The sequence below is a fragment of the Pandoraea faecigallinarum genome (assembly GCF_001029105.3).
Lineage (GTDB): Bacteria > Pseudomonadota > Gammaproteobacteria > Burkholderiales > Burkholderiaceae > Pandoraea > Pandoraea faecigallinarum.
On sequence record NZ_CP011807.3, the window covers coordinates 436,435 to 460,041 of the forward strand.

The 23,607-nt window shown below is 65.0% G+C and carries 23 protein-coding genes; 4 read left to right on the top strand and 19 right to left on the bottom strand.

Annotated elements, in window-relative coordinates; genetic code table 11:
* Positions 1–56: 56 nt before the first annotated feature.
* From AB870_RS01930 to AB870_RS01960, 7 genes are all read right to left on the bottom strand, one after another.
* On the bottom strand, positions 57–488 hold the full coding sequence (locus AB870_RS01930; protein ID WP_047906717.1) for a hypothetical protein: 432 nt from the start codon (positions 486–488) through the stop codon (positions 57–59).
* 202 nt (positions 489–690) lie between these two features.
* Positions 691–1,278, bottom strand: coding sequence for a flavin reductase family protein (locus AB870_RS01935; RefSeq protein WP_047906718.1), 588 nt, complete (start codon positions 1,276–1,278; stop codon positions 691–693).
* Between the two features lie 71 nt (positions 1,279–1,349).
* Entirely contained in the window at positions 1,350–2,612 is a 1,263-nt protein-coding gene (locus AB870_RS01940; protein ID WP_047906719.1) for an MFS transporter, read from the bottom strand.
* A 43-nt stretch (positions 2,613–2,655) separates the two neighbouring features.
* Complete coding sequence (locus AB870_RS01945) at positions 2,656–3,603, bottom strand: N-carbamoyl-D-amino-acid hydrolase (protein WP_047906720.1); 948 nt, start codon at positions 3,601–3,603, stop codon at positions 2,656–2,658.
* A gap of 44 nt (positions 3,604–3,647) precedes the next feature.
* Positions 3,648–5,147, bottom strand: coding sequence for a dihydropyrimidinase (gene hydA, locus AB870_RS01950; RefSeq protein ID WP_047906721.1), 1,500 nt, complete (start codon positions 5,145–5,147; stop codon positions 3,648–3,650).
* Entirely contained in the window at positions 5,144–5,884 is a 741-nt protein-coding gene (cuyB, locus tag AB870_RS01955) for a cysteate racemase (RefSeq protein ID WP_047906722.1), read from the bottom strand. Before cuyB ends, hydA begins: the two co-directional genes overlap by 4 nt.
* Positions 5,881–6,552 (bottom strand): aspartate/glutamate racemase family protein, encoded by a 672-nt coding sequence (locus AB870_RS01960; RefSeq protein WP_047906723.1) that lies wholly within the window; start codon positions 6,550–6,552, stop codon positions 5,881–5,883. Before AB870_RS01960 ends, cuyB begins: the two co-directional genes overlap by 4 nt.
* Before the next feature lie 172 nt (positions 6,553–6,724).
* On the opposite strand from AB870_RS01960, the gene AB870_RS01965 reads away from it, so the two are divergent.
* Positions 6,725–7,675, top strand: a complete 951-nt coding sequence (locus AB870_RS01965; RefSeq protein ID WP_053059526.1) for a LysR family transcriptional regulator — start codon at positions 6,725–6,727, stop codon at positions 7,673–7,675.
* Here the strand turns inward: AB870_RS01965 and AB870_RS01970 are convergent.
* The 4 genes from AB870_RS01970 to argS all read right to left on the bottom strand — a co-directional run bounded on the left by AB870_RS01970 (position 7,664) and on the right by argS (position 11,941).
* Positions 7,664–8,521 carry an SDR family oxidoreductase gene (locus AB870_RS01970; RefSeq protein ID WP_084663224.1) on the bottom strand — a complete coding sequence of 286 codons (858 nt, stop codon included), beginning with the start codon at positions 8,519–8,521 and terminating at the stop codon, positions 7,664–7,666. The two genes, AB870_RS01965 and AB870_RS01970, sit on opposite strands and share 12 nt — an antisense overlap.
* Before the next feature lie 46 nt (positions 8,522–8,567).
* The gene (locus AB870_RS01975; RefSeq protein ID WP_047906724.1) at positions 8,568–9,248 is read right to left on the bottom strand and encodes a thiol:disulfide interchange protein DsbA/DsbL; all 681 of its coding nucleotides are present in this window, start codon (positions 9,246–9,248) and stop codon (positions 8,568–8,570) included.
* A 193-nt stretch (positions 9,249–9,441) separates the two neighbouring features.
* Positions 9,442–10,116, bottom strand: a complete 675-nt coding sequence (locus AB870_RS01980) for an SPOR domain-containing protein (RefSeq protein WP_047906725.1) — start codon at positions 10,114–10,116, stop codon at positions 9,442–9,444.
* Positions 10,117–10,177: 61 nt separating this feature from the next.
* Complete coding sequence (gene argS, locus AB870_RS01985) at positions 10,178–11,941, bottom strand: arginine--tRNA ligase (RefSeq protein ID WP_047906726.1); 1,764 nt, start codon at positions 11,939–11,941, stop codon at positions 10,178–10,180.
* Positions 11,942–12,115: 174 nt separating this feature from the next.
* Between argS and AB870_RS01990 the strand changes: the two genes are divergently transcribed.
* A complete protein-coding gene (locus tag AB870_RS01990; RefSeq protein WP_047906727.1) occupies positions 12,116–12,436 on the top strand; it encodes a DUF1840 family protein in 321 nt (106 codons plus the stop codon).
* 274 nt (positions 12,437–12,710) lie between these two features.
* Here AB870_RS01990 and AB870_RS01995 read toward each other — a convergent pair whose 3' ends face one another.
* The 4 genes from AB870_RS01995 to AB870_RS02010 all read right to left on the bottom strand — a co-directional run bounded on the left by AB870_RS01995 (position 12,711) and on the right by AB870_RS02010 (position 17,899).
* A complete protein-coding gene (locus AB870_RS01995) occupies positions 12,711–13,034 on the bottom strand; it encodes a hypothetical protein (RefSeq protein WP_047906728.1) in 324 nt (107 codons plus the stop codon).
* Between the two features lie 207 nt (positions 13,035–13,241).
* Positions 13,242–13,952 carry an MgtC/SapB family protein gene (locus AB870_RS02000; protein WP_157112419.1) on the bottom strand — a complete coding sequence of 237 codons (711 nt, stop codon included), beginning with the start codon at positions 13,950–13,952 and terminating at the stop codon, positions 13,242–13,244.
* Positions 13,953–14,071: 119 nt separating this feature from the next.
* A complete protein-coding gene (gene metH, locus AB870_RS02005; RefSeq protein ID WP_084663226.1) occupies positions 14,072–16,813 on the bottom strand; it encodes a methionine synthase in 2,742 nt (913 codons plus the stop codon).
* A 12-nt stretch (positions 16,814–16,825) separates the two neighbouring features.
* On the bottom strand, positions 16,826–17,899 hold the full coding sequence (locus tag AB870_RS02010) for a homocysteine S-methyltransferase family protein (RefSeq protein ID WP_047906731.1): 1,074 nt from the start codon (positions 17,897–17,899) through the stop codon (positions 16,826–16,828).
* 154 nt (positions 17,900–18,053) lie between these two features.
* Between AB870_RS02010 and AB870_RS02015 the strand changes: the two genes are divergently transcribed.
* Entirely contained in the window at positions 18,054–18,446 is a 393-nt protein-coding gene (locus AB870_RS02015) for a rhodanese-like domain-containing protein (protein WP_047906732.1), read from the top strand.
* Between the two features lie 124 nt (positions 18,447–18,570).
* On the opposite strand, the gene AB870_RS02020 is transcribed toward AB870_RS02015, so the two are convergent.
* The 4 genes from AB870_RS02020 to AB870_RS02040 all read right to left on the bottom strand — a co-directional run bounded on the left by AB870_RS02020 (position 18,571) and on the right by AB870_RS02040 (position 22,274).
* Positions 18,571–18,828, bottom strand: coding sequence for a BTH_I0359 family protein (locus tag AB870_RS02020; RefSeq protein WP_039407692.1), 258 nt, complete (start codon positions 18,826–18,828; stop codon positions 18,571–18,573).
* Positions 18,829–19,023: 195 nt separating this feature from the next.
* Positions 19,024–19,818 carry an alpha/beta fold hydrolase gene (locus tag AB870_RS02025; RefSeq protein WP_047906733.1) on the bottom strand — a complete coding sequence of 265 codons (795 nt, stop codon included), beginning with the start codon at positions 19,816–19,818 and terminating at the stop codon, positions 19,024–19,026.
* A gap of 257 nt (positions 19,819–20,075) precedes the next feature.
* The gene (locus AB870_RS02030) at positions 20,076–21,080 is read right to left on the bottom strand and encodes a DUF3108 domain-containing protein (protein WP_167362665.1); all 1,005 of its coding nucleotides are present in this window, start codon (positions 21,078–21,080) and stop codon (positions 20,076–20,078) included.
* A 330-nt stretch (positions 21,081–21,410) separates the two neighbouring features.
* Positions 21,411–22,274: an IclR family transcriptional regulator gene (locus AB870_RS02040; protein ID WP_047906735.1), complete on the bottom strand. Its 864-nt coding sequence runs from the start codon at positions 22,272–22,274 to the stop codon at positions 21,411–21,413.
* A gap of 191 nt (positions 22,275–22,465) precedes the next feature.
* Here AB870_RS02040 and AB870_RS02045 point away from each other — a divergent pair, with 191 nt between their 5' ends.
* Positions 22,466–23,452 (top strand): fumarylacetoacetate hydrolase family protein, encoded by a 987-nt coding sequence (locus AB870_RS02045; RefSeq protein WP_047906736.1) that lies wholly within the window; start codon positions 22,466–22,468, stop codon positions 23,450–23,452.
* Positions 23,453–23,607: the final 155 nt, after the last annotated feature.

Genomic DNA, 23,607 nt, shown 5'->3' on the forward strand with positions numbered 1-23,607 from the left:
CGCGAGACGGAAGGTTTCGCGCATGAAATGCGAGGGGGCGAACCGTCCGGCAGGCTTCACCGATGCCGGCGATGCCCGCGACGTCCCTTCCAGCGGTAGTCCGTCTGACTCACCCAGTCCCAGGTGCCGGTGTATGGATCGAATTCGTACCCCTGATGAGATTCGGCCGTATAGCAGCCCCCCTTTTCCAGATAGCAGCGTTCTCGCAGAAAATGCGCGGCGTCGCGCGCGCTGCCGGGGCGTGAGGGGGCGACGACGACCGGCGGGCGAGGACCCACGATGACGGGGGACGGTGTAACGATGACCGGTGCCGGAGCCACGATGGCCGGCGCTGGCGGCACGATAACCGGTGCGGGGGCGGGGGCAGGCACGACAATCATCGGCGCGGGGCGCACGTAGGACGACGGCGGCCCGAAGACCTGCCAGTTGCCGGGGTCCATGGCGGCGCATCCGGTCAGCACGGCAGCGGCGGGAAGGACTGCGAACACGCAAAGATGACGACGAAGGACACTGCCGCGAGAGGAGCAAGCGGAGCAGGCCGGGCAAGCGCGAGGCTCGGCTTGCGAAAACAAGGCGCTCATGGGACACCGCAGGTTTGGGAATGCGGGGCACTGTAACGCGCCGGATTGCGCATTCCGCGGCTTCGTCCTGCGTTTTGGGGGATGTCCGAGCCGCAGCCCCCGCGAGCGATCACATCGTGAAGCGCTCTCGCGTCGTGGCGTAGTAGCCTGCGCCGAGGCGTCCGACAGGGGCGTATTCGTCCAGCCGGATGCGGCACGTCTCACGATCGACCAGGCCGTCGCGCGCGTGCAGGCGCAGCACGCGACCGATGAAGATCTCGCGACTGTCCGAGCGCAGCGTCTCCCAGACCGTGCACTCGAACGCTACGGGAGCCTCGGCGATGCGCGGTGGCGCGATGTCGACGCTCGCTGCCGTGGTCAAGCCTGCTTCAATCAGTTCGCTGACGTTCGGCGGCAGCCGTGCGCTACACCGATGCATCCGGGCGGCGATGACCTCGTCACAGAGATGCACCACGAATTCGCCGCTGCGCGCGATATTGACAGCAGTGTCCTTGAGCGCCCCATCCTCGTGCCGGTTGATGCTCACCATCACGATGGGCGGATCTTCCCCCAGCATGTTGAACATCGAGAACGGCGCGGCATTGACGGTGCCGTCGTCGCTCAATGTCGTGATCAACGCAATCGGGCGGGGGACGATCAGGCTGCTCATCAGCTTGTACCGTTCGTAGGGCGTGAGTTCTCCAAAGTCGATTTCCACGCGTTCTCCAGTGACCGAAACGACAAGGCGGGCCCGTCGGCCCGACGCCCGGGCGGCCCGCCGTATCGGGATTACTCCAGCTCCACGCCCTTCAGTTCGGGGATGAGGAACACCGTCGCAAGAATGTCGATGACGTAAATGCCCGCCAACGCCGCAATCGCGATTTCGAACGAGTAGTGCGCCGCGATCACGCCGATGGCAAGCGGACTCAGGCCACCGAAGCCCCGTCCGATGCTCCACAGCACGTTCTGCGCAGTCCCGCGGGCATGCGTGGGATAGAGTTCGGCGAGCAGCGCACCGTAGCCGCCCATCATGCCGTTGACGAAGACCCCCATGACGATGCCGCCAATGAGCAGCGCTTCCGGTGTGGTCAGTCGCGAGTACACGAACACCATGACCAGCGCCCCGATCTGATAACCGATGAAGGTCGGACGACGGCCGATTCGATCGGCCAGCTGACCGAAGATCCAGATGCCCACGAGCATGCCGATGATCGACGCACCGGTCCACACCGCCGACTTCGCGAGGCTGTAGCCGAAGATCTTCGACAGATACGCCGGCATCCACACGATGAGCCCGTAGTAGCCGAAGTTCTGTACCGAACACAGGATGATGACGCCGAGGCTGCGTTTGGTGGTCTGCGCGTCGCGAAACAGCGTCTTGATCGGGAATTCGCGTTTCTTGCGCGTCGACTTCAGGAAGATCTCCGACTCGCCGATCACCTTGCGAATGATGAACGACCCGAGCGCAGGAATCACGCCCACGATGAACATACCGCGCCAGCCGATATGCGGCAGCAGCAGCGGCGTGAGCACCGCAGCGAGCAGCACGCCGAGTTGCCAGCCCATGCCGACGTAAGACGACACGCGGCCGCGCTTCTCGGCCGGCCATGCCTCGATGGCCAACGCCATGCCGATGCCGAATTCGCCGCCCAGGCCCAGACCCGCAAGGAAGCGATAGATCAGCAGATCCCAGTAGCCTGTGGCGAACGCGCACAGACCGGTGAACAGCGCGAACACGAGGATCGTGTAAGTCAGCACGCGCACGCGACCGTGGTAGTCGCTCAGAATCCCGAAGCCGATCCCGCCGAAGATGCCGCCGATGAGCGTTGCCGTCACCAGCGAGCCGCCCTCGGTCGCGCTCAGACCAAGATCCACGCTGACCACGCTCATCATGAAGCCCAGAATGAGGAGGTCGAAGCCGTCCATGGCATAGCCGGACACGGCCGCGATCAGCGCGCGCATCGGGCTGTTGGCAGGCTGGCCCGCCGGGGTTCCCGGTCGGTCTTGAGCCCCTTGTGCCGGACTCAGGCTGTTTGTTTCATAGCCACTCATGATGTCTCCTTCGTGCGGTTTGCACGAGCGATGGACGGGTATCTCAGAAGTCTTGCTGCGGCAACGGGGCACCGGCGCCCGTGCGTTCCACGATCAGACGGTAGTGCTCCGGACGGCGGTGCTTCGCGAAGTTGAAGACGTGATTCCGGAAGCCTTCGGTGACCGCGAGGTCGACCGACGCGACGATGACTTCGTCTTCTTCGGTGACGGCCTGCGCCACGATCTCGGCCGTCGGCGCCACGATGACCGACCCGCCGATCATGTGATGACCGTCTTCGCTGCCGCATTTGGCGGCGGCGGCGATGAACATCGCGTTCTGGTAAGCAGCGGCCTGTAGCGACACGAGGTGCGTGTGCATGCGCAGATGCACCGGCTCGTTCCAATGAATGTTGATCGACGGCGTGTTGTAGCCCACCAGTCCGATCTCGGCGCTTTGCAGCGACATGACGCGCCACGTCTCGGGCCAGCGGCGATCGTTGCAAAGGCACATGCCTACGCGCGTGCCGAACGATTCGATCACCGGAATGCCGGAGTTGCCGACTTCGAAGAACTTCTTCTCCAGATGCTGGAACGGCGCTTCGGTCTTGTGATCCGAGTGACCCGGCAAATGGATCTTGCGGTACTTGCCCAGGAGGTTGCCGTCGGTGCCGACCAGCACGCACGTGTTGAAGCGCCGGCCGTCCGGGGTGAGTTCGGCGTAGCCGAGATAGAAGCCCACCCCAAGCTGCTTCGCGGTGTCGAACAACGGCTGCACGTCGGCATTGGGCATCGATGTCTCGAAAAAGCGCTCGACGGCTTCTTCTTCGCTCATCCAGTAGCGGGGGAAGAACGTCGTGAGCGCCATTTCCGGGAAGACCACGAGTTTCGCGCCGCGTCCGGCCGCTTCACGCAGCATCTCGACCAGACGCGCCACGACGCGGCGACGGTCGTCCGCCAGATTCACCGCGCCCATCTGTGCGACGGCCAGCCCCAGTTTTCTGCTCTTGCTCATATCCACTCTCTTGAAATAACAGATGCAATCGGTAATCCGGAAAATCAGTAATTCTTCTGCTTCTCCCGGGTGAGGGCCAGCGTCCGGAAGAAGGTGGCGCGCGGGGAGACCTCGCGCTCGACCGTGTGCGGCTCGGGCACGCCGCGCGCGATGAAGCGCCCGCTGCCGGGGGCCGCATCGAGACGGCCGTCGCTCACGATCACGCGCCCTGCGCTGATGACGATTTCGGGCCATCCCCGGACCGTGCGCCCTTCGTAGGGTGTGTAGCCGACCTGATCGTGCAGCGTGGCGGTGGTGAGCGTGACTTCGCGCTCCGGATTCCAGATGGCGATGTCGGCGTCGGCGCCCAGCGCGATATGGCCTTTACGCGGGAAAATGCCGTACATCTTTGCGTGATTGGTTGCGCTCAGCGCCACGAACTGCTGCAACGACAGACGGCCGCCGCCGACGCCTTCGGAGAACAGCAGCGGCAGACGCGCTTCGAGGCCGGGCATGCCGTTCGCCATCTGCTTGAAGGTGGTCTTGTCGCCGTATGGGATCTTTCCGCTTTCGTCGTAGCGATAGGGCGCGTGATCGGAGGACAGCGTTTGCAGCGTGCCGTTGGCGAGGCCCTCCCAGAGGCTTTCCTGCGCCTGGGCGTCGCGCAGCGGCGGACTGCAACAGTACTTGGCCCCCTCGGTGCCGGGCAGGTCCATGTCATCCTCGGTGAGCAAGAGGTAGTGCGGACACGTTTCGCCATAGACCTGTGCGCCGATCTTGCGCGCTGCCTGAATGGTCGAGAGCGCCTCGACGGCGGACACGTGCACGATCATCACCGGCACATCGAAAAGCCGCGAGAGCTGTATTACGCGATGGGTGGCCTCGGCCTCGGCGAGCGCCACGTGACTCGTGCCGTGGAATTTGGGGGCCGTGTAGCCGCGCTCCAGCAGACGTTGCGAGACCCAGCGAATGACGTCGTTGTTCTCCGCGTGGACCATCACCAGGGCTCGCTCGCGTGCGGCGACGGCGAGTACGTCGAGCAACTGGTAGTCGTCGATTTTCAACTGGTCGTACGTCATGTAGACCTTGAACGACGTGATCCCGCTGCGGATCAGTTCGGGCAGATCGGTGTGCAGGGTCTGCGGGTCGGTTTCCGAGAGGATCAGGTGGTAGCTGTAGTCGATGACGGACTTGCGCCGCGCCAGCTCGGCGTAGTCGTCGGCGACCTTGCGCAGCGAATTGCCGCGATGCTGCGCGGCGAAGGGCACGATCATCGTCGTGCCGCCGAAGGCCGCCGACACGCTCGCGGAGTACCAGTCGTCTGCGCCCATCCTGCCCATGCCGGACAGTTGTTCGACGTGGCAGTGCGTGTCGATGCCGCCGGGCATCACGAGACGGCCGGTCGCGTCGATGACGCGTGCCGCGCTGCCGGCCAGGTGCGCGCCGATGGCGACGATCTTGTCGCCACGTATTGCCACATCGGCCACATCGGCCACATCGGCCTCGCACGTTTGTGTGGCGTTGACGACGGTGCCGCCGCGGATGATCAGATCAAAGTCGCTCATGATGAAAAGCTCTCGCTCCTGAGTTGCTCTGCCTTCGACCGGCTCCACCATGCAATGCAGGCTGCCGCCAGCAAGTGGGTGGTGTCGAAGAGGGGGACGTCGGACGACTGGCCGTCAAGGGCCAGAGGAAGCTCCGTGCATCCGAGGATGACGCCTTGCGCACCGTCGTCGACTAGCTGCGCCGCGGCGAGCCGCAACAGTGAGGTCGCGGCGGCGAGGTCGCCGGCCTTGACGGCCGCAATGCCCGCCATGACGCGTTCGGTCTGGTGTTGCGCCGGCGGGACGATGACGTCGACCCCCGCCGCGCACAGTGCGTCGTGATAAATACGTCCCTGGATCGTTGCGGACGTCGCCAGCAGGCCCACGCGGGTAAGCCTTGCCGGATGCGACGTGACGGCCTCGGACGTTGCGCTGCCGATGTGCAGCACTTCGAGGTCCGTGGCCGCCGCCAGACGCGCGTGCCAGAGATGCGCGGTGTTGCAGGGAATCGCAATGGCGCCGGCCCCTGCCGCTTCCAGAATGCGCAGTCCCGACAGCAGGAACGGCCAGGGCGCGTCGGAGCCGGCGAGGAACGATTCGCTGCGGTCGGGGATCTGCGGCACGCTGTGGACGAACACCGGCATGTGATCCTGATCCCTTGCGGCCGGGGTGCTCTGCACGAGCTTGCGCATGAAGTCGGCCGTGGCGAGCGGTCCCATGCCGCCGAGCACGCCCAGTACCGGGGCGGCGGCGCTCACCGGACGGCTCCCGTGAGAACGTTGGACGCCAGCGCGATAGCCGTCATGCACGGCTCGACGACGGGAACGCCGAGCGCGTCTTCGATGCGCGCGCGTAACGCGGTCATGCCGGCGCAGCCGAGTACGACAACGTCGGCACCGTCCTGTTCGATGAGCGCGCGTGCGGTATCGACAATACGCGGCACCGCAAGCGCCTCGTCGCCCGATTCCGCCACGCTCAGATCGATGGCGCGCTCGCCGACGACCTTCTGCGCGAAGCCGTGGGCGCGATAGGCGCGCCAGTGCCGGGCGATGCTCCCGGATGTAATCGCCACGACGCCGATGCGCTCGCCAAGGGCAGCGGCCGCACCCAATGCCGCCTGCCCGATGCCGATGATCGGCTTGCGCGTGATTTCCCGCGCGGCCGCGAGGCCGGGGTCGCTGTAGCAGGCGAGAACGAAGGCGTCGGCGGCGTCGGTGCTTTGCAGGTTGCGCTCGATGGCGTTGGCGACGAGCACGGCGGCGCGCTCGGCATCGCGCTGTGTCGCGATACCCGCCGGAGCATCGGCCAGCGTTGCGAACGTGAGCCGCACGGCGCTGTCGCGGAACTGGACACTTGCTGTCGCCGCGATGCTCTGCGTTACGCGGTCAAGCGAATTAGGGTTGAGGACGAGCAGGGTAGGTGGCATGCGTGAGATCCGTTTTCACGGCAAATGTGACGGATTCACGATAGCAACCGCGTGGACAGGGGGTCCAATAGAACGATTTTCGGACCTTATAGCCTCAATGCATGGGTTCGCACCACCGGGGTGCCTGAGGTAAGCTTTTGCACCATCGAGACCCCTTCAGACAGGTGCAGACGTGGTATCCGACGCCCCCATACAGCGCCCGCTGGCGATGAGCCTGCGCCAGATCGAGACTTTTCGTGCCGTCATGATGACCGGTTCGATCACCGAGGCGGCGAAGATGCTCTTCATCACGCAGCCGTCGGCAAGCCGAATTCTTGCCGCGGCGGAGAGCCGTCTCGGGTTCGCATTGTTCGAGCGCTCGAAGGGGCGCCTCTTTCCCACGCCCGAAGCCCGCCGCATCTATAGCGAAGTGGAGACGGCGTATGCCGGTGTGCTGCGGGTCGACGACCTGGTGCGCGCGATCATCGAAGGCAAGAGCGGGAAGCTGAACATCGTGTGCAGTCCGAGCCTTGGCGCAGAACTGGTGCCGCGCGCGATCGCCCTGTTCAATCAACGGTATCCGGCGTTGCAGATTCACTTCGAACCGCTCACGCACAACAACCTGATTCCCCGCGTGTTGCTGGGCAAGGACTACCTGGGGGTGTCGATGTTCGCGGTGAATTCGAACAACCTGAAGATGGAGGCGCTGGCGGACGGGCCGATGATGTGCATCAGCCCGCCCGGCTGGCTCGCCCCGGGTGGCATCGTGAAAGTGGACGATCTTAGCTCGCATCCGTGGATCGATTACGGGCATGACACGCCGCTCGGCGCGATGGTCGGTGACATCTTCGGCAGGCACCGCCGGCCGTCCCCCATCGTGGAGGTGCGCTCGGCGATCAGTGCGCGGGTGCTGGTCAAGGAGCGCGTCGGTGTTGCGATCGTCGATCCGTTTTGCATCGATGCGTCGACGTTCCAGCGCATCGACGTCCACGAAATCCGCCCGGCAAGGAAACTGCGCGTGCATGCCGTGTACTCGCAGGCCGAGCCGCTATCTCACGCCGGACGCGCCTTCATTCGCCTGCTTCAGTCAGTCCTCGAAGATCATCTTCGCGCGATCGACGGGTTGCGCCGCTCAGTCGCGTAGGGTCTCGTCGCCGGGCTTGCCAGTGCCGGAGGGTGCCGCCCGGGCCATGTCACTTGCCTGCCTTTGCGCCACGGTCGGTTTGCGCGGCGCGCGGGCGAACAACGCGTCGTACAACCAGCGTGGCAGGCAGCGCATCGCGAAGGCGACGATGCCCATCGGCCACGGCAGCACGACGAAGCGTTTGCGACGCGCAATCGCCGCGGCCGCCTTGCGGGCGAACTTGTCCGCATCCATCAGGAAGGGCATGGGGAACGGATTGCCGTCGGTCATCGGCGTGCGAATGTAGCCCGGCGCAATCGTCACGACAGCCACCCGGTCGGCGCGCAACTCGACGCGCAGGCTCTCCAGATACGTCATGGCGGCCGCTTTCGACGCACTGTATGCCCCATGCCCCGGCAGACCGCGCACGCCCGCCACGCTGCCGATGCCCACGAGCGTGCCACGTTTGCGCTCGCGCATCGGGCCGGCGAACGGGCTGAACGTGGCGACCATCGCCATCCAGTTCGTCTCCATGACGGAGGCAAAGTGCGGCAAATCCGCGGCGTCTTCCGTATTCACGCCGTGACTGATGCCCGCATTGGCAATCACGATGTCCGGCACTCCGTGGCGTGCCATGAAGTCGCCGGCTGCCGCACGCAGGGCCAGCGCGTCGCGTACGTCGAGCGCATAGCAGTGCACGGCATGCGGATGCGGCAGCGTGGCGGCCAGATCGGTGAGCTTGTCGCCGCGGCGGCCGACGAGTCCGAGGATGGCGCCCTGCGCGGCGTAATGACGTGCCAGCGCCTGCCCGAGCCCGCTGGACGCGCCGGTAATGAAAACCTTGGGTGATGTCGTATGGGTAGCCATATAACGCAAAAGCCCGGCCGGGGCCGGGCTTTGTGAGCGGCGAAGCTTACATCTTCTTCGCGCGGATCTGGTGGATGATCGAGTCGGCCGTCTTGAGCGCCGCGTCGAACGTTTGCTGCTCGGTCGTGGCCGGCTTGCCCTGCTTTTGCAGCGCGTCGCCCGAAGTGGCCGGCGAGACGAGGTATTTGCCGTTGATCGCAATCGTCGGCACGCCGTCGATCTTGTAGTCCTGCCACGTCTTGTTGGCAACCTTCACGCCGTTGTCGACCCCGAAGCTCTTGTACGTATCGAGGTACTTCCGCTTGTCGACGCCCAGCGTTGCCAGGAAATCCGCCTGCTGGTCGGCCGTGAGCAGATAGTTATGCTTGACGTGGATTTCGTTGAAGACCTTCGGCATGAGTTCTGCATCCTTACCCATGGCGGCCAGTGCGAGATACATGCGCGTGTGCGGTTCGAAACGGCTCTGGAACGCCACCGGCACGCGCTTGAACACCACGTCCTTGGGCAGTGTCTTGACCCACTTCTCCAGCGACGGCTCCAGCGCATTGCAATGCGGGCAGCCATACCAGAAGAATTCGGTCACTTCGATCTTGCCCGGCCCCGCACTGGTTGGCTGCGGCGCGATGGTCAGATAATCGGTCCCCGCGACCGGCACTTCCGGTGAGGCCGAGGCCGCACCCGAGAGGAAACCCAAAGAAATCAGAACGGCACCAAGAAGTTTTTTCATGATCGTTGTTTAGGAGTGAGGCAGGCGCGCCGGTTAGCGGTGGTCGGATGCGCGGCGCGCCAGCAAAACCATATCCCGGATTCAGGCAAATTAGCCAGTGCGTATGACCGGCGACGCGCCGCCGGGTTCAACGCGCACGCTGTCGCTGGCGGAAACAAAAGGCGTTGCCCGTGCGGTGCAACGCCTTTCGCGTTCATTGCTTCGTGAAACGGATGACTGCCGTGTCGTAACCGCCATCCTGCAAGCGCTGACGCACGTGGTTCATCTCGTCGAGCTTGCCGTACGGGCCGAGACGCACGCGAAAGAGCGTCAGACCGTTGGCGTCGCGCTGCGTGACCTTTGCTTCGAAGCCCGAGAGGGCCAGCTTGGCGCGCAGTTGCTCCGCATCGCTTTGCGACTTGAAAGCGCCGACTTGCAGGTAGTAACCCGTGCTCGCGTTGTCCGTCGCGCTTGCCGGAGGCGTGGTCGGCGGGGCAACCGGCACCGTCGACTTGCCGTTGAGAATGTCGGCGGGCGAGGGCTTCTGCGCGGGCTGCGCCGGCGCGCTCGGTGCCGATGCCACCGGCGGGGCGACCGGTGCGCCCGGCACCAGCGGCGACGCGTCGGCGGCCGACGCGGCATCCGGCGTGGCAGGCGACGACGCACCCGGCAGCGGGGGGCGCGGCTGGAGCGACTTGTTCGGGTCCGGTGCCTGCGCGGCCGGCGAATTGTCGGCGGGGCGCGGCGGCGTCTTTTCGACGAACGGCGTCGGCGTCTTGGTGATGTAGAGCGCAACGACGACGGCAACGGCCAGCCCAACGATCAGGCCGAGCACGATGCCCAGAAAAGTACCGCCCCGTTGGCGGGGTGGTCGACGTGTGTATGCCATCGAGTCGATTCCGTCCTTACAGAGTTCCGATGCGATTTGCCGTTCGGAGTGGTTGGAAAACTTACATCTTGGCCGGGGCCGACACGCCCAGCACGGCAAGCCCGTTGCGCAGCACCTGACGCGTGGCCGCGAGCAACGCGAGACGCGCATGCTTCACGGTCTCGTCGTCGACCAGCACGCGATCCGAGTTGTAGAAGGAGTGAAACGCGCCGGCCAGATCCCGCAGATAGAAGGCCACCGCGTGCGGCGCAAGCTCCTCTGCGGCACGCGTGAGCATGTCCGGGTATTCGGCGAGCAGTTGCAGCAGCGCGAGCGCGCGTTCGCTGTCGAGCGGCGCAAGATCGGCATTGGCGAGCGCGGCGTCGTCGCCGCCCCATTGCGTGAGGATCGAGCAGATACGCGCGTGGGCGTATTGCACGTAGTACACGGGGTTCTCGTCGTTCTGTTTGAGGGCGAGATCCACGTCGAACACGAATTCGGTATCCGCCTTGCGCGAAATTAGGAAGAAACGCACGGCATCGCGGCCGCGGCGCAGGGCGTCTTCACGCTCGGCGGGGTCCGTCACCGGCGTTTCCGCCGTAATGCCGCCGGACCATTCGATCAGGTCGCGCACCGTCACGTAGCTGCCCGCGCGCTTGGAGATCTTCACCTCTTCGCCGTTGCGCATGACCGTGACCATCTTGTGGAGCACGTAGTCGGGGTAGCCCTTCGGAATGCCGATGCCCAGCGCTTGCAGGCCGGCGCGCACGCGGGCGATGGTGCCGTGGTGGTCCGAGCCCTGCACGTTGATGACCTGATGGAAGCCGCGATCCCACTTGCGCGTGTGATAGGCGACGTCCGGCACGAAGTATGTGTACGTGCCGTCGGACTTGCGCATCACGCGATCCTTGTCGTCGCCATAATCGGTCGTGCGCAGCCACAGCGCGCCTTCCTGTTCGTACGTGACGCCGGCATCGATGAGCGCCTGCACCGTGCGCTCGACGCTGCCATCCGCATACAGGGAGGATTCGAGGTAGTACTGGTCGAAGATGACGCCGAACGTTTGCAGATCGATGTCCTGCTCGCGGCGCAGATACGCCACGGCGAAGGCGCGGATCGAGTCGATGTCTTCGATGTTGCCGCTGCCGGTCACCGGTGCGCCGTCGGAGGCCTGCACGGTCTTGCCGGCGAGGAAGTCCTGCGCGATGTCGCCGATGTAGTCGCCGTTATAGGCCGATTCCGGCCATTGGGCGTCGCCCGGCTTGAACCCGCGCGCGCGTGCCTGTACCGACGTGGCGAGCGTCTGGATCTGCACGCCGGCGTCGTTGTAATAGAACTCGCGGTGGACCGGACGTCCCTGCGTGCCCAGCAGCGCCGAGATCGTGTCGCCGAGTGCGGCTTGCCGGCCATGGCCGACGTGCAGCGGGCCGGTCGGGTTGGCCGAGACGAACTCGACCAGCACCGGGGCGGCTTCGTTGCTGGCGGCACGGCGGCCGAAGGCGGCGCCTTCGGTGAGGATCGCGCGGGCAACCGACTGCTTGGCGGCGTTGGCCAGACGCAGGTTGATGAAGCCGGGGCCGGCGATTTCCACGGCGTCGACGAGGCCCCTGGCACGCGCGTCGGAGAGAATCGCGTCGGCGATCTTCTGCGCCAGCTCGCGCGGATTGGCGCGCAACGGCTTGGCGAGCTGCATTGCCACGTTACAGGCCAGATCGCCATGCGCGGCGACTTTCGGGCGTTCGAGCAGGATGACGGGCGCGGCGGGCGCGGTGCCGTGCGCAGGCATCAAACCGGCGACGACGTCGCCGATCAGCGCGACGAGAGCATTCTTTTGTGCGGGTAGCATTGGCGGGTGTTTCGGGTGCGTCCGGACACGTCCGGACAGGCAATTGAATCGTCAGCACCGGATTTTAACAGGTGTATGATGAAGCCACGGTACCCCTCCTTGCGTAACGGTTCGGCCATGGATCCGTCGTCGCTCAGGGAGGGTGGTGGTGATAACTCGAATAGGGAGCCAACCATGCTGGTAACGTTCAAAGCGCACGCGTCGCCAACGATCACCATGCTCGAGAATCTCGCGCAACTGCTGCTCGGCATCGTCGGCAAGAAGCTAGGCGAGCGCGGTGCGATCGGGGCGGACGAAACAGAGGCCGCGATTGCCAAGCTCAAAGCGGCGATTGCCGAGGACAAGGCGGCGGCGGACAAGGAGAACGAGGGCAAGAAGCCCGACGAGCGCGACGAGGACAGTTTGCGTCTCTCGCAGCGGGCTTATCCGCTGTTGGATATGCTCGAGAAAGCCTACGCCGAAAAGGGCGCCGTGATGTGGGAAGTCAACCGGTGAACTGGCGCGGGCGTGCTGCCCGCCCCATCGCGCATCGCATGGATGCCGAACCGGACCAACGAAAAAGCAGGCCGCGAATGCGAGCCTGCTTTTTTTGTATCGATGGAAAGCGGGGTGTGCGTGCCGTAGGCGGCGTCAGGAATCCGGGCCGCCCCCGGCGAGGGACTTGCGCTCAGAAACGAAGCATGAACAGTGGCGGCACCGGATCCCGCACGGATGCCGGAATGTCCGGCGATCCGCCCCGGCCGCAGCAAGGCACAAACCTTGCCGGAAATTACTGTGCCTTGCCCGGCGCGTTATCCGGCGCGTTGGTCGCACCGTTGCCGGTATTGCCGTTGCCCGGCGTCTTCTTGGTGCTGTGGCGCGGCTTCTGGGTCTTCGAACCCGGATGCGGGTCCGCCGGGGTCATCGTTTGAGCGCTCGGCGTCGGGGCCTGACGCGAATCCGGCGACGCCTGGCTCGGCATGGGAGTGGACGGATCAGTCGTCGTGCCGCCGCCAGGGCCCGCTGCGCCGCCGCCTGCCGAACCTTGAGCGAAACTCAGTGCCGAGGCACCGGCGAGGGTCAGGGCTGCAACCGAAATAATCAGCTTCTTCATCAGATGGACTCCTTTGCTTTGCGCTGCACACCGAAGGAACGTCTTTCGTGCAGGCATCACTTGCGTTAGTGAGATTCCAGTCTAAGAAGCCGTAGCGCGCGATGCTGTAAGGGTTTGTAATCGAATGTAATTCGGCTTTTTCCTGGGAAATTTCCCGCATCGACCGAATTCTCACCGTCCTGCGCGCGCCATCCGGGCCGCCAATGATTAGTCGTCCGAACGGCTCGACCAGAACACCTGATTGACGCCGGGCAGCGTTTCCAGATGGTCCGTGAGAGCGTCGAGTTCGCCGGCCTTGACGGCAGTCGGCAGCAGTAATGCTTCGATTTCCACTTCGGCTTCGCCAAACGGATGAATGTCGAGTGCACGCACCGGATAGTTCGACGCTTCGAGCCAGGCTTCCACCTTGTCGAGCACGTCGCGTTGCGTCGTTCGGGCGCAGATGACGGACAACGCATACGTGGCTTCCGACGTCGCCTCGTTGATCGGCGCACGGTTGATGCGGTTCACGACCGGGCGCAACAGCGTGTTGGCCGCGAGCACGAAGAATGCCACGACCACCGCTTCGACGATCAGGCTCGCACCGGCGGCCGCGCCGACGGCAGCCGAGCCCCACAGCGTTGCGGCGGTGTTCAGGCCACGCACCGACGCGCCGTCCTTCATGATCGCGCCCGCCCCAAGGAAGCCGACGCCCGACACCACGTACGCGATCACCCGCGTATCGTCCGGCATGAGCCGCATCGACAGATCGACGAATGCCGCAGCGCCCACGGCCACGAGCACGTTGGTGCGCAGGCCCGCGGTACGCTGGCGAACCTGCCGTTCCACCCCGATGATCGTGCCGAGAACGAAGGCGACGGCCAGCGAAATGAGCGTGTTGAGCAGCGGGAGAAGATGGAAGTTCTGGATGCTGTGCAGTGCTTGCATGGGACGTCCCGACGTAATCCGGCAATGTTGCGCCGCCGCATTATGGCATCTGCCGCCGTCGGGCGGAAGGCACGCCGGGATGAGTGCCCGGCGGTCCGAATGTGACGGTGTTATGACAGCTGGGGCGCGAGCAGGCGGCGTGCCGTGGCCTCGTCGACGCCGGCACGCTCCATGAAGTCCTCGACCTGATCGGGTCCGATCTTGCCGACGCTGAAGTACGTGCTGTCCGGATGCGACAGATAGAAGCCCGAGACGCTGGCGGCCGGCAGCATGGCGAGCGATTCCGTCACGCTCATGCCGATTTCGTGCGCCTGCAGATACTTGAACATCGGTCCCTTGACCGAGTGCTCCGGGCAGGCCGGATAGCCCGGCGCCGGACGGATACCGGCGTACTGCTCCTTGATGAGCGCATCGTTGTCGAGTCGTTCGTCGGCGGCGTAGCCCCAGAAATCGCGGCGCACACGCGCGTGCATGCATTCGGCAAAGGCCTCGGCCAGACGATCGGCCAGCGCCTTGAGCATGATGGCGCTGTAGTCGTCGTGCGTGGCGAGGAAACCGGCCTCCTTCTCGTCGACCCCAAGGCCTGCGGTCACGGCGAACAGGCCGATGTAGTCGGCCACACCACTGTCCCTGGGGGCGATGAAGTCGGCGAGCGAGCGGTTCGGGCGGCGCACGCCGTCCACCACCGGGCGCTCGCTTTGCTGGCGCAGGTTATGCCACGTGAAGGCGACTTCCGAGCGCGATTCGTCCGTGTAGATTTCGATGTCGTCGTCGTTCACCACGTTCGCGGGCAGCAGCGCGATCACGCCGTTGGCGTTCAGCCAGCGGCCCTTGATCAGACGGTCGAGCATGGCCTTGCCGTCTTCGAAGACACGCTGAGCCGATTCGCCCACGATCTCGTCCTTGAGAATCGCGGGGTAGGGGCCGGCGAGGTCCCACGTCTGGAAGAACGGACCCCAATCGATGAATTCGGCGAGTTCGGCCAGATCGTAATTCCTGAATACGCGCCGGCCGACGAACTTCGGCCTGGGCGGCACGTACGTCGACCAGTCGACCCTGAACTTGTTTTCGCGGGCGCTCGCGAGCGAGACCATCGGCGTGGCCTTGCGGTTCGCGTGTTGCGCGCGCACGCGGTCGTAGTCCGTCTTCACTTCTTCGAGATAGCGCCCGGCCGCCTCGTCGGAGAGCAGATTGGATGCGACGGACACGGAACGCGAGGCGTCCGGCACGTAGATCACCGGACCTTCGTAGTTCGGCGCGATCTTCACGGCCGTGTGCACGCGCGAGGTCGTCGCGCCGCCGATGAGCAGCGGAATGTTGCGCAGACGGAAGTAGTCGTCGCGCTGCATTTCCGAGGCGACGTAGGCCATCTCTTCGAGGCTCGGCGTAATGAGGCCCGACAGACCGATGATGTCCGCGCCTTCTTCCTTCGCCTTGGCGAGGATCTCGGCGCACGGCACCATCACCCCCATGTTGACGACTTCGAAGTTATTGCACTGAAGCACCACGGTAACGATGTTCTTGCCGATGTCGTGCACGTCGCCCTTGACGGTGGCGATCACGATCTTGCCCTTGGAGCGCACGTCTTCGCCGGCGGCGGCCATGCGCGCCTTTTCTTCCTCGATGAACGGCACCAGATGCGCGACCGCCTGCTTCATCACGCGCGCGCTCTTGACGACCTGCGGCAGGAACATCTTGCCCGCGCCGAACAGATCGCCCACGACGTTCATGCCGTCCATGAGCGGGCCTTCGATCACCTGAATCGGGCGCCCGCCGGCATCGGCGATCTTCCGCCGCACTTCCTCGGTGTCTTCGACGATGAACGTGGTGATGCCGTGCACCAGCGCGTGCGTGAGACGCGCTTCGACCGGCTGATTGCGCCACTCCAGATTCTCTTCGCGCCGGGCCGCGCCGCCCTTGAACCGATCGGCGATTTCCAGCAGACGCTCGGTGCTGTCCTCGCGCCGGTTGAGCACGACGTCCTCCACCCGCTCGCGCAACTCCGGATCGAGGTTTTCGTACACGCCGAGCTGACCGGCGTTGACGATGCCCATGTCCATGCCCGCCTGAATCGCGTGATACAGGAACACCGTATGGATCGCTTCGCGCACGAGATCGTTGCCGCGGAACGAGAACGAGACGTTCGACACGCCGCCGCTGATCTTCGCGCCGGGCAGGTGCGTCTTGATCCAGCGGGTGGCGTTGATGAAATCGACGGCGTAATTGTTGTGTTCCTCGATCCCGGTGGCAACCGCGAAGATATTCGGATCGAAGATGATGTCCTCCGGCGGGAAGCCCACTTCGTCGACCAGCACGCGATAGCTGCGCTCGCAGATTTCGATCTTGCGCTCATAGGTGTCGGCCTGGCCCTGCTCGTCGAACGCCATGACCACGGCGGCGGCGCCGTAGCGGCGAATGCGCCTGGCGTGGTGGACAAAAGCTTCCTTGCCTTCCTTGAGCGAGATCGAGTTGACGATGGCCTTGCCCTGCACGCACTTCAGACCCGCCTCGATCACTTCCCACTTCGACGAATCGATCATGATCGGCACGCGCGCGATGTCCGGCTCCGAGGCGATCAGGTTCATGAAGCGGACCATCGCGGCCTTCGAGTCGAGCATGGCTTCGTCCATGTTGACGTCGATGACCTGGGCGCCATTTTCGACCTGCTGGCGGGCGACCGCGAGCGCTTCGTCGAACTGGCCGTTCAGGATCATGCGCGCGAACGCTTTCGAGCCGGTGACGTTGGTACGCTCACCGACGTTGACGAAAAGCGTGCCCGCACCGATGTTGAACGGCTCGAGGCCGGACAGGCGCATCGGCTGGACTGGCGTTGCGGAAGGCGTTTGGCTCATGGGGCAATCCGTTTAATTGTTGGTGCGGTACTGCGACGGCCAGCGGCGCGGCTTCACTTCCGACAGGGCTTTGGCGATCTCGGCAATGTGCTCCGGCGTGGTGCCGCAGCAGCCGCCGGCCAGATTCACCAGACCGGCCCGTGCAAATTCCTTGAGCAGGCCGGACGTCACGTCGGGCGTCTCGTCGAAGCCCGTGTCGCTCATCGGGTTGGGCAGGCCGGCGTTCGGGTAGACGGATACGTAGGTGTTGCACAGCTTGGCCAGCTCGGCGATATACGGACGCATCAGCGTCGCCCCCAGCGCGCAGTTCAGGCCGAACGTGAGCGGCCGCGCGTGACGCAGCGAGTTCCAGAAGGCCTCGACGGTCTGGCCGGACAGAATGCGCCCGGAGGCGTCCGTGACCGTGCCGGAGATCATGATCGGCAGAAGCTCGCCGGTGTCCTCGAACAGTTCGTCGATGGCGAAAAGCGCGGCCTTGGCATTGAGCGTGTCGAAAATGGTCTCGACCAGGAACAGGTCCACGCCGCCTTCCATGAGCGACTTTGCCTGTGCGTAGTACGCGTCGCGCAACTGATCGAAGTCGACGTTACGGGCGCCCGGGTCGTTCACGTCCGGGCTGATGCTGGCGGTCTTGGGCGTCGGGCCGATGGCGCCGGCGGCGAAACGGGGCTTATCGGGCGTGCCGAACGCGTCGCAGGCCTCGCGCGCGAGACGCGCCGACGCGCGGTTCATCTCGTCGGCCAGGTCTTCCATGTGGTAGTCGCTCTGCGCGATCGTCGTCGCCCCGAAGGTGTTCGTCTCGATGATGTCGGCGCCGGCGGCCAGGTACTGGCGATGGATCTCGCTGATGACGTCCGGGCGGGTGAGCGACAGCAGTTCGTTGTTGCCCTTCACGTCGTGCGCGAAGTCGGCGAACCGCGCACCGCGGTACTGCGCTTCGTCGAGTTTGTACCGCTGGATCATCGTCCCCATCGCGCCGTCGAGAATCAGGATGCGCTGCTCGAGCAACGCGGGCAGTGCCTGACCGCGCGTGTATTGCAAAGCGGGGGGCAGAGTGTTCGCGGCGGGTGGGGTTGCGGTTGTCATGACGGACGTCGCCTTGGAGTGGCCGGAAAACCTATAATTGTAATGGTTTTCGCGGTTCGCGCCCGCGTCTCGACGCCTGATCGGGGACGCATCCCCAAGCCCGCTGCGCGGCGCCGCCCAACTTTCCCGAAGTTTTGCCGACGACACCGAAAAAATGGAATTCCTGCTCCCCAGCGCCGCACACAAGTTTCTGCAAGCCAATGCCAGCGCGCTTTTCGTCGATTGCCGCAGCGAAATGGAACATCTGTTCGTGGGACACCCCGTCGGCGCGATCCACGTCGCGTGGAACGACGGTCCGGACTGGGAGATCAACCCGCACTTCGTGCAAAGCGTGCGCAAACTGGCAGGCGCCGGAGGCGAGCGGCCCGTCATGCTGATCTGCCGCAGCGGCAATCGCAGCGCGGCCGCCGGCGAGGCGCTCGAAGCGGCGGGCTTTCTCAACGTCTATGGCGTGCTGCACGGTTTCGAAGGCGATCTGGACGCCACGCACCACCGCAACGCCGTGAACGGATGGCGTTTCGACGGGCTGCCGTGGCAGCAGTGCTGAGGCGGCGCCGGCCAGTCGCGTTGCAGGCCTGACACGACGTCAGGCGCACTGAATGCCCACGCCATGAAAAAACCCTCGCCGAGGCGAGGGTTTTGTGGGTGACGGCACCGCGTGGGTGTTGGCGTCAATGGAGCACGACCGGGTTCGTCATGAAGTTATCGAACTGACCGAGGAATTCGTCGACTTCGTCCTCCGACGGTTCGCTGGCTATCAACTTCTGCACTTCTTCACGGAATTGCCGGGCAAGCGAGCCATCGAGGAAAATCTCGCGGCCTGCGGTTTTGTCCACGATTTCATAGCCACCGGCGGACAGCGCGTGATTGCCGTTATCGGCGGCAAACTCAACGACACAGTAATTCGGGCTGTTGTAAATCATGAGCATGGCAACTCTCCTGGTGTTCCTGCATGGTCCTTGGTAACCCACATAGGGGCGACGCGGCGCGATTTCAAGGGGCAACGCCCCACGATTCGCTTATCGGCACACCGGCTGACGAATTCAATGGTTTTGGCCCTCCATTTATCAAAGGTTCCGCAACAAGGCCCGCAAGTCCATCATTTCTCACCGATTTTGCAGGATTCAGATGTTAGAGGCGGCCCCTTGCAAAAATGTTGCAAGGGCATTCGTTACGAACTGTTTCTGTTCGACGATCGAGAGGTGCGCCGCATCGGGCACGATTTCCAACTGCGCGCCCACGATCCCGCTGGCGATACACCGGGCCACTGCCGGCGGGGTAGAGGGGTCGTTTTCCCCGACGAGCACCAGCGTCGGCGCGTCGATTTCAGACAGCCGTGTTCGCACATCGAACGCGGCAAGCGCTTCACAAGCGGCCGCAAATCCTTCCGGGTCGGCATGGGCGACGAGGCCGCGAATGCGCTCCGCCGTCTCCGGGTGGTGTTTTCGGAAGCGTTCTCCCAACCAGCGTTCGAGCGTGCCGGCGGCGAGGTCCTTCATTCCGTGGGAACGTGCCGTGGCCGCGCGCTGGAGAAACAGCTTCGCGTCGGCGTCGTCGTAGCCGGCGGTCGTATCGATCAGCGTGAGGCTCGCAATGCGCTCGGGGGCATCCAGCGCGAGCTGCTGGGCGACCGCGCCACCCATCGAAACTCCCGCGAAATGGGTGCGGGGGATCTCCAGCGAACTGAGCAGGGCGGTCGCGTCGGCGGCCAGTTGCGCCACGGAGTAGGGGCCGCGCGTCACATCGCTCTTGCCGTGACCGCGGCTGTCGTATCGGAGTACCCGGAAATGCGCCGCCAATTCGGGGACAAGGTCGTCCCAGACGGTGAGGTCCGCACCCAACGGATGCGCGAGCGTCAGCCACGGGCCATGGCCATCCACCGCGTAATGAATCGATGCGCCGTTGGCACTGACTTTCATGTGCGGCCCCCTTGGTTCGTCGCTGCGTGGCGAGGTGGTGTCGATGGGCGTCGATGCAGTGGGATGTTTCCGATTATGTCAGGAACATCGGACTTGTGCTGATGGTTTCGTCGTAGTTGGGCAACACTACGGCGCGCACCCGCATGGGGCCTGCATCGCTCGAAATTCTAAGGATTCCTGCGCCACTTTTCGATGCGGAAAACCCTGTGTGCCGTGTGGACTCATGCGCGAGGGGGGAGCGGCAGCCGGGAATGCCGTCAGGGCGCCGACTTCTGCGTGAAGATCAGTTCGAATTCAGTGCCCGACGGCTCGGTCTGCTTCACCCGCACCGGCAGCCAGTCGAGCGACGGCGCGAGCCAGATGTCCACGCGCCGTTCGTCGCCTGCCTTGCGCGGCAGGCGCGTGAAGTGACGCGTCTCGACATAACCCTGCGGCGTCGTCATCGTCTCGCTGCCGACGTACTGCACCGGCCACACCTCGCTGCTGTCTGTGTCCGCTACCGTGAACTCGTGCGTCACGCCGACCTGCGTGTAGCGCTCGGGATTGCCTCTGGCATAACCGGCCAACTGCATCATCACGCTGAAGCGGTCCTGCGCGCCGGGAGCCAGCGGGACGGACTGTCCGGAGCGCGAGAAGTGCAGCGCGGGCGTTGCGTCGCGCCGGAATTCCGTGACGTATTCGGCGCGTCGACCGCGCTTTTCCACATAACGGGACGGTGCGATGCCGTTGGCGTCGTAGCCGCCTTCACTGACGAACTCGAACGTGCCGAAAAAGATGATCGGCACCGAGATGCGCAACTGGTAGTGCCCGTTCTCGTTGACCCAGTGCAGTTGGCCGGTCTGATTGCGCACGCCGTTCATGAGCGCGTCGTACGTGAGCGTGACGGACGGCGGTGGATCGAACTTGTCGCCGTTGGCCGCCGCCGCCGTGAGCGGCACGCTCGCCGGGGCGGCCGCTTCCGATGCCGTTGCACCGGAGGCGTCGCTGCTGCCCGCGACCGTCTCCGATGCAGCCTGCGGTCCCGGTGTGTCGGTGGTCGCCGGCGCGGCAAGCGTGTCGGGCGGCGGCTGCACCGCGGGCGCGGGCCTGGGAGGCGCCGGTACGGGCTTGGGCGGTGGCGGCGCAAGCGGTGGCGGTGGCGGGGCGACCGGCTTGAGCGGGATCAGCGTAATCGGAATGCTCGGGACCGGCTTGTCGTCGAGCGTCGTGCGATGGCCGGCCACCCACAGTGCGAGGAACAGGTGGGCGACGAATACCGCCACGAGCACGCTCGCCCGGAGCCGCCAGGCTTTTCCGCGTCCCTCGCTCCGCCCCTTGAGCGCCGGTGAACGCGCGGTCGGGGCAGAGGGCGGCTGCGCAGAAGCCGCCGAAGGCCCGGGGGCCGACGGCGTGTCGGAGGCGTCGTGGCGCGTGTGGCGCGTGTGGCGCGTGTGGCCGGAAGGAGAGGAGGGGCGCGAAGGCACGGAAGTCGGTCGGGGGCGTCGGAGCGTCGGGGTGTCGGAGCGTCAGGATCGCACATCGGGACGACTTCGGTTCGACAACCCGCGCCCTGCGCCGTTCAGTGCCCGTTGGTCCGCGTTCCCCGGCGGCGTTCAGCGTCTGACTCCCGGTGCGTGCGCGTGACCCAGATCGGCGGAGAGGTTTTGGGCAAGCGCGCGCAGCGGCGTGTCGATGGGGCCGCCCCAACTTGCATCGAAGCGGCTCTCCGGGCCGAGCGCCATGAGGCCCATCACGAGTTGTCCCGTCGCGTCGAACACCGGCATGCAGAACGCGTTGACGGACGGCAGCACAGTCCCCTCGACGCGCGCCGCGCGGTGCGCCCGCACGTCGTCGAGCACCGCTTCGTACTCGGCGCGCGTGGCGGGCAGATGGTGGCGCGACGAGTGTTGCAGCGCGGCCAGGGCGGCGTCGATGAGCGGTGCGGTCTGGCGCTCCGGCAAATAGGCCGCGAACAGGCGCCCGGCAGCCGATTCGAGCATCGGCATGACGTCGCCCAGCCGCAGCGGCACGCGCATCGGAAAGGTCGAATCGAGCCAATGCACGACGGTCGGTCCCTGATTGCCCCATACGGCCAGGCCCACGGTCTGGTCGATGGCGTCGCGCAACTCGGACATGGCGAAGCGCGCGGCCTTGAACGCGTCGATGCGCGCGAGATGGGCGAGCCCCATGCGCAGCGTGAAAGGACCGAGGTCGTAGCGTCCGCTCACCGGGTCCTGCACGATGAGTCCGAGCCGCTGAAAGCTCACGAGATAGCGATGCGCCTTGGCGGGATTCATGCCGGCGGCATGGGCGAGGTCGCGCAGCATCATCGCATTCGACGCTTCGGTGAGCACTTCGATCAGCCGGAAGCCCACCTCGATGGACTGAATGCCAGAGCGGGTTTTCTCCTCGTCCGGCGCGGCGGCGTTGCCGTCGCTGTCTTGACCGGTATCGTTGTCGTGTTCAGGCGCTGTCATGTGTCTCTTTCGTTGTTGTCGTGGCCGTGCGATGCCTGAGCGGCGTTCGCATGCGTGCGCCATGCCCTCAGGTAAAATCTCCGGCTTCAAGCGCCATTCTATCGGGCCTGACGTTCCGGTCCGAATCCTGGCTCCCGGCACCCCCGGCTCCCGGCGCCCGAATTCCAAACCCGCTCGCAGACTTCATTGCCATGAAACTCGCTACCCGTAAGGACGGCACGCGCGACGGTCAGCTGATCGTCGTCTCACGCGACCTGTCGACCGCCTGCATTGCCGACGCCATCGCTCCCACGCTGCAACGCGTACTCGACGACTGGACGTTCTACGCGCCGCAACTGCATTTGCTGTACACCGAGCTCAATCACGGCCGCGCGCGCAACGCTTTCGCGTTCGATGCGTCGGAGTGCATGGCGCCGTTGCCGCGCGCCTACCAGTGGGCCGACGGTTCCGCGTATGTGAACCATGTCGAGCTGGTGCGCCGCGCGCGCGGGGCCGAAATGCCTCCGGAGTTCTGGACCGATCCGCTGATGTATCAGGGGGGTAGCGACGACTTCATCGGCCCCACGGACGACATCGTTTGCGCGTCGGAAGACTTCGGCATCGATTTCGAAGCCGAAGTGGCGGTGGTGACATCGGACGTGCCCATGGGCGCCAGCCCAGCGCGTGCGCTCGAAGCGGTGCGTCTGGTGATGCTGGTGAACGACGTGAGCCTGCGCAACCTGATTCCGGCGGAACTGGCCAAGGGTTTCGGTTTTTTCCAGAGCAAGCCGGCCACGGCGTTCTCGCCGGTAGCCGTCACTCCCGACGAACTGGGCGACGCGTGGCGCGAGGGCCGCGTGCACCGTCCGCTCACGGTGAAGTGGAACGACAGGAAGTTCGGCGCACCGGAGTGCGGCGAAGACATGGTGTTCGACTTCGGGCAGCTGGTCGCGCACGTGTGCAAGACGCGTAACGCCCGCGCGGGGACCATCGTCGGTTCGGGCACGATCTCGAACAAGGACCGCAGCCGCGGCAGCGCCTGCATCGCCGAGAAGCGCATGCTGGAGACCCTCGAGAAGGGCGCGCCGGAAACGGCGTTCATGCGATACGGCGACCGTGTGCGCATCGAGATGTTCGATGCCCAGGGCAAGTCGATTTTCGGCGCCATCGATCAGGCGGTCGCGCCGCTTGACGAGTAAGCGGGCCTGCGTTCGTCACGCTTTCGTCATGTATTCGTCGCCGCCGCGCATCGGCGAGGCCGACGCCCGACCGCCCGGACGGGAAAATGAACCGGGCCGAACGCCATGCCCCGCAAGGCTTCGCGGGGTGCCGGGCGGCACCTCCATAGGGTGAA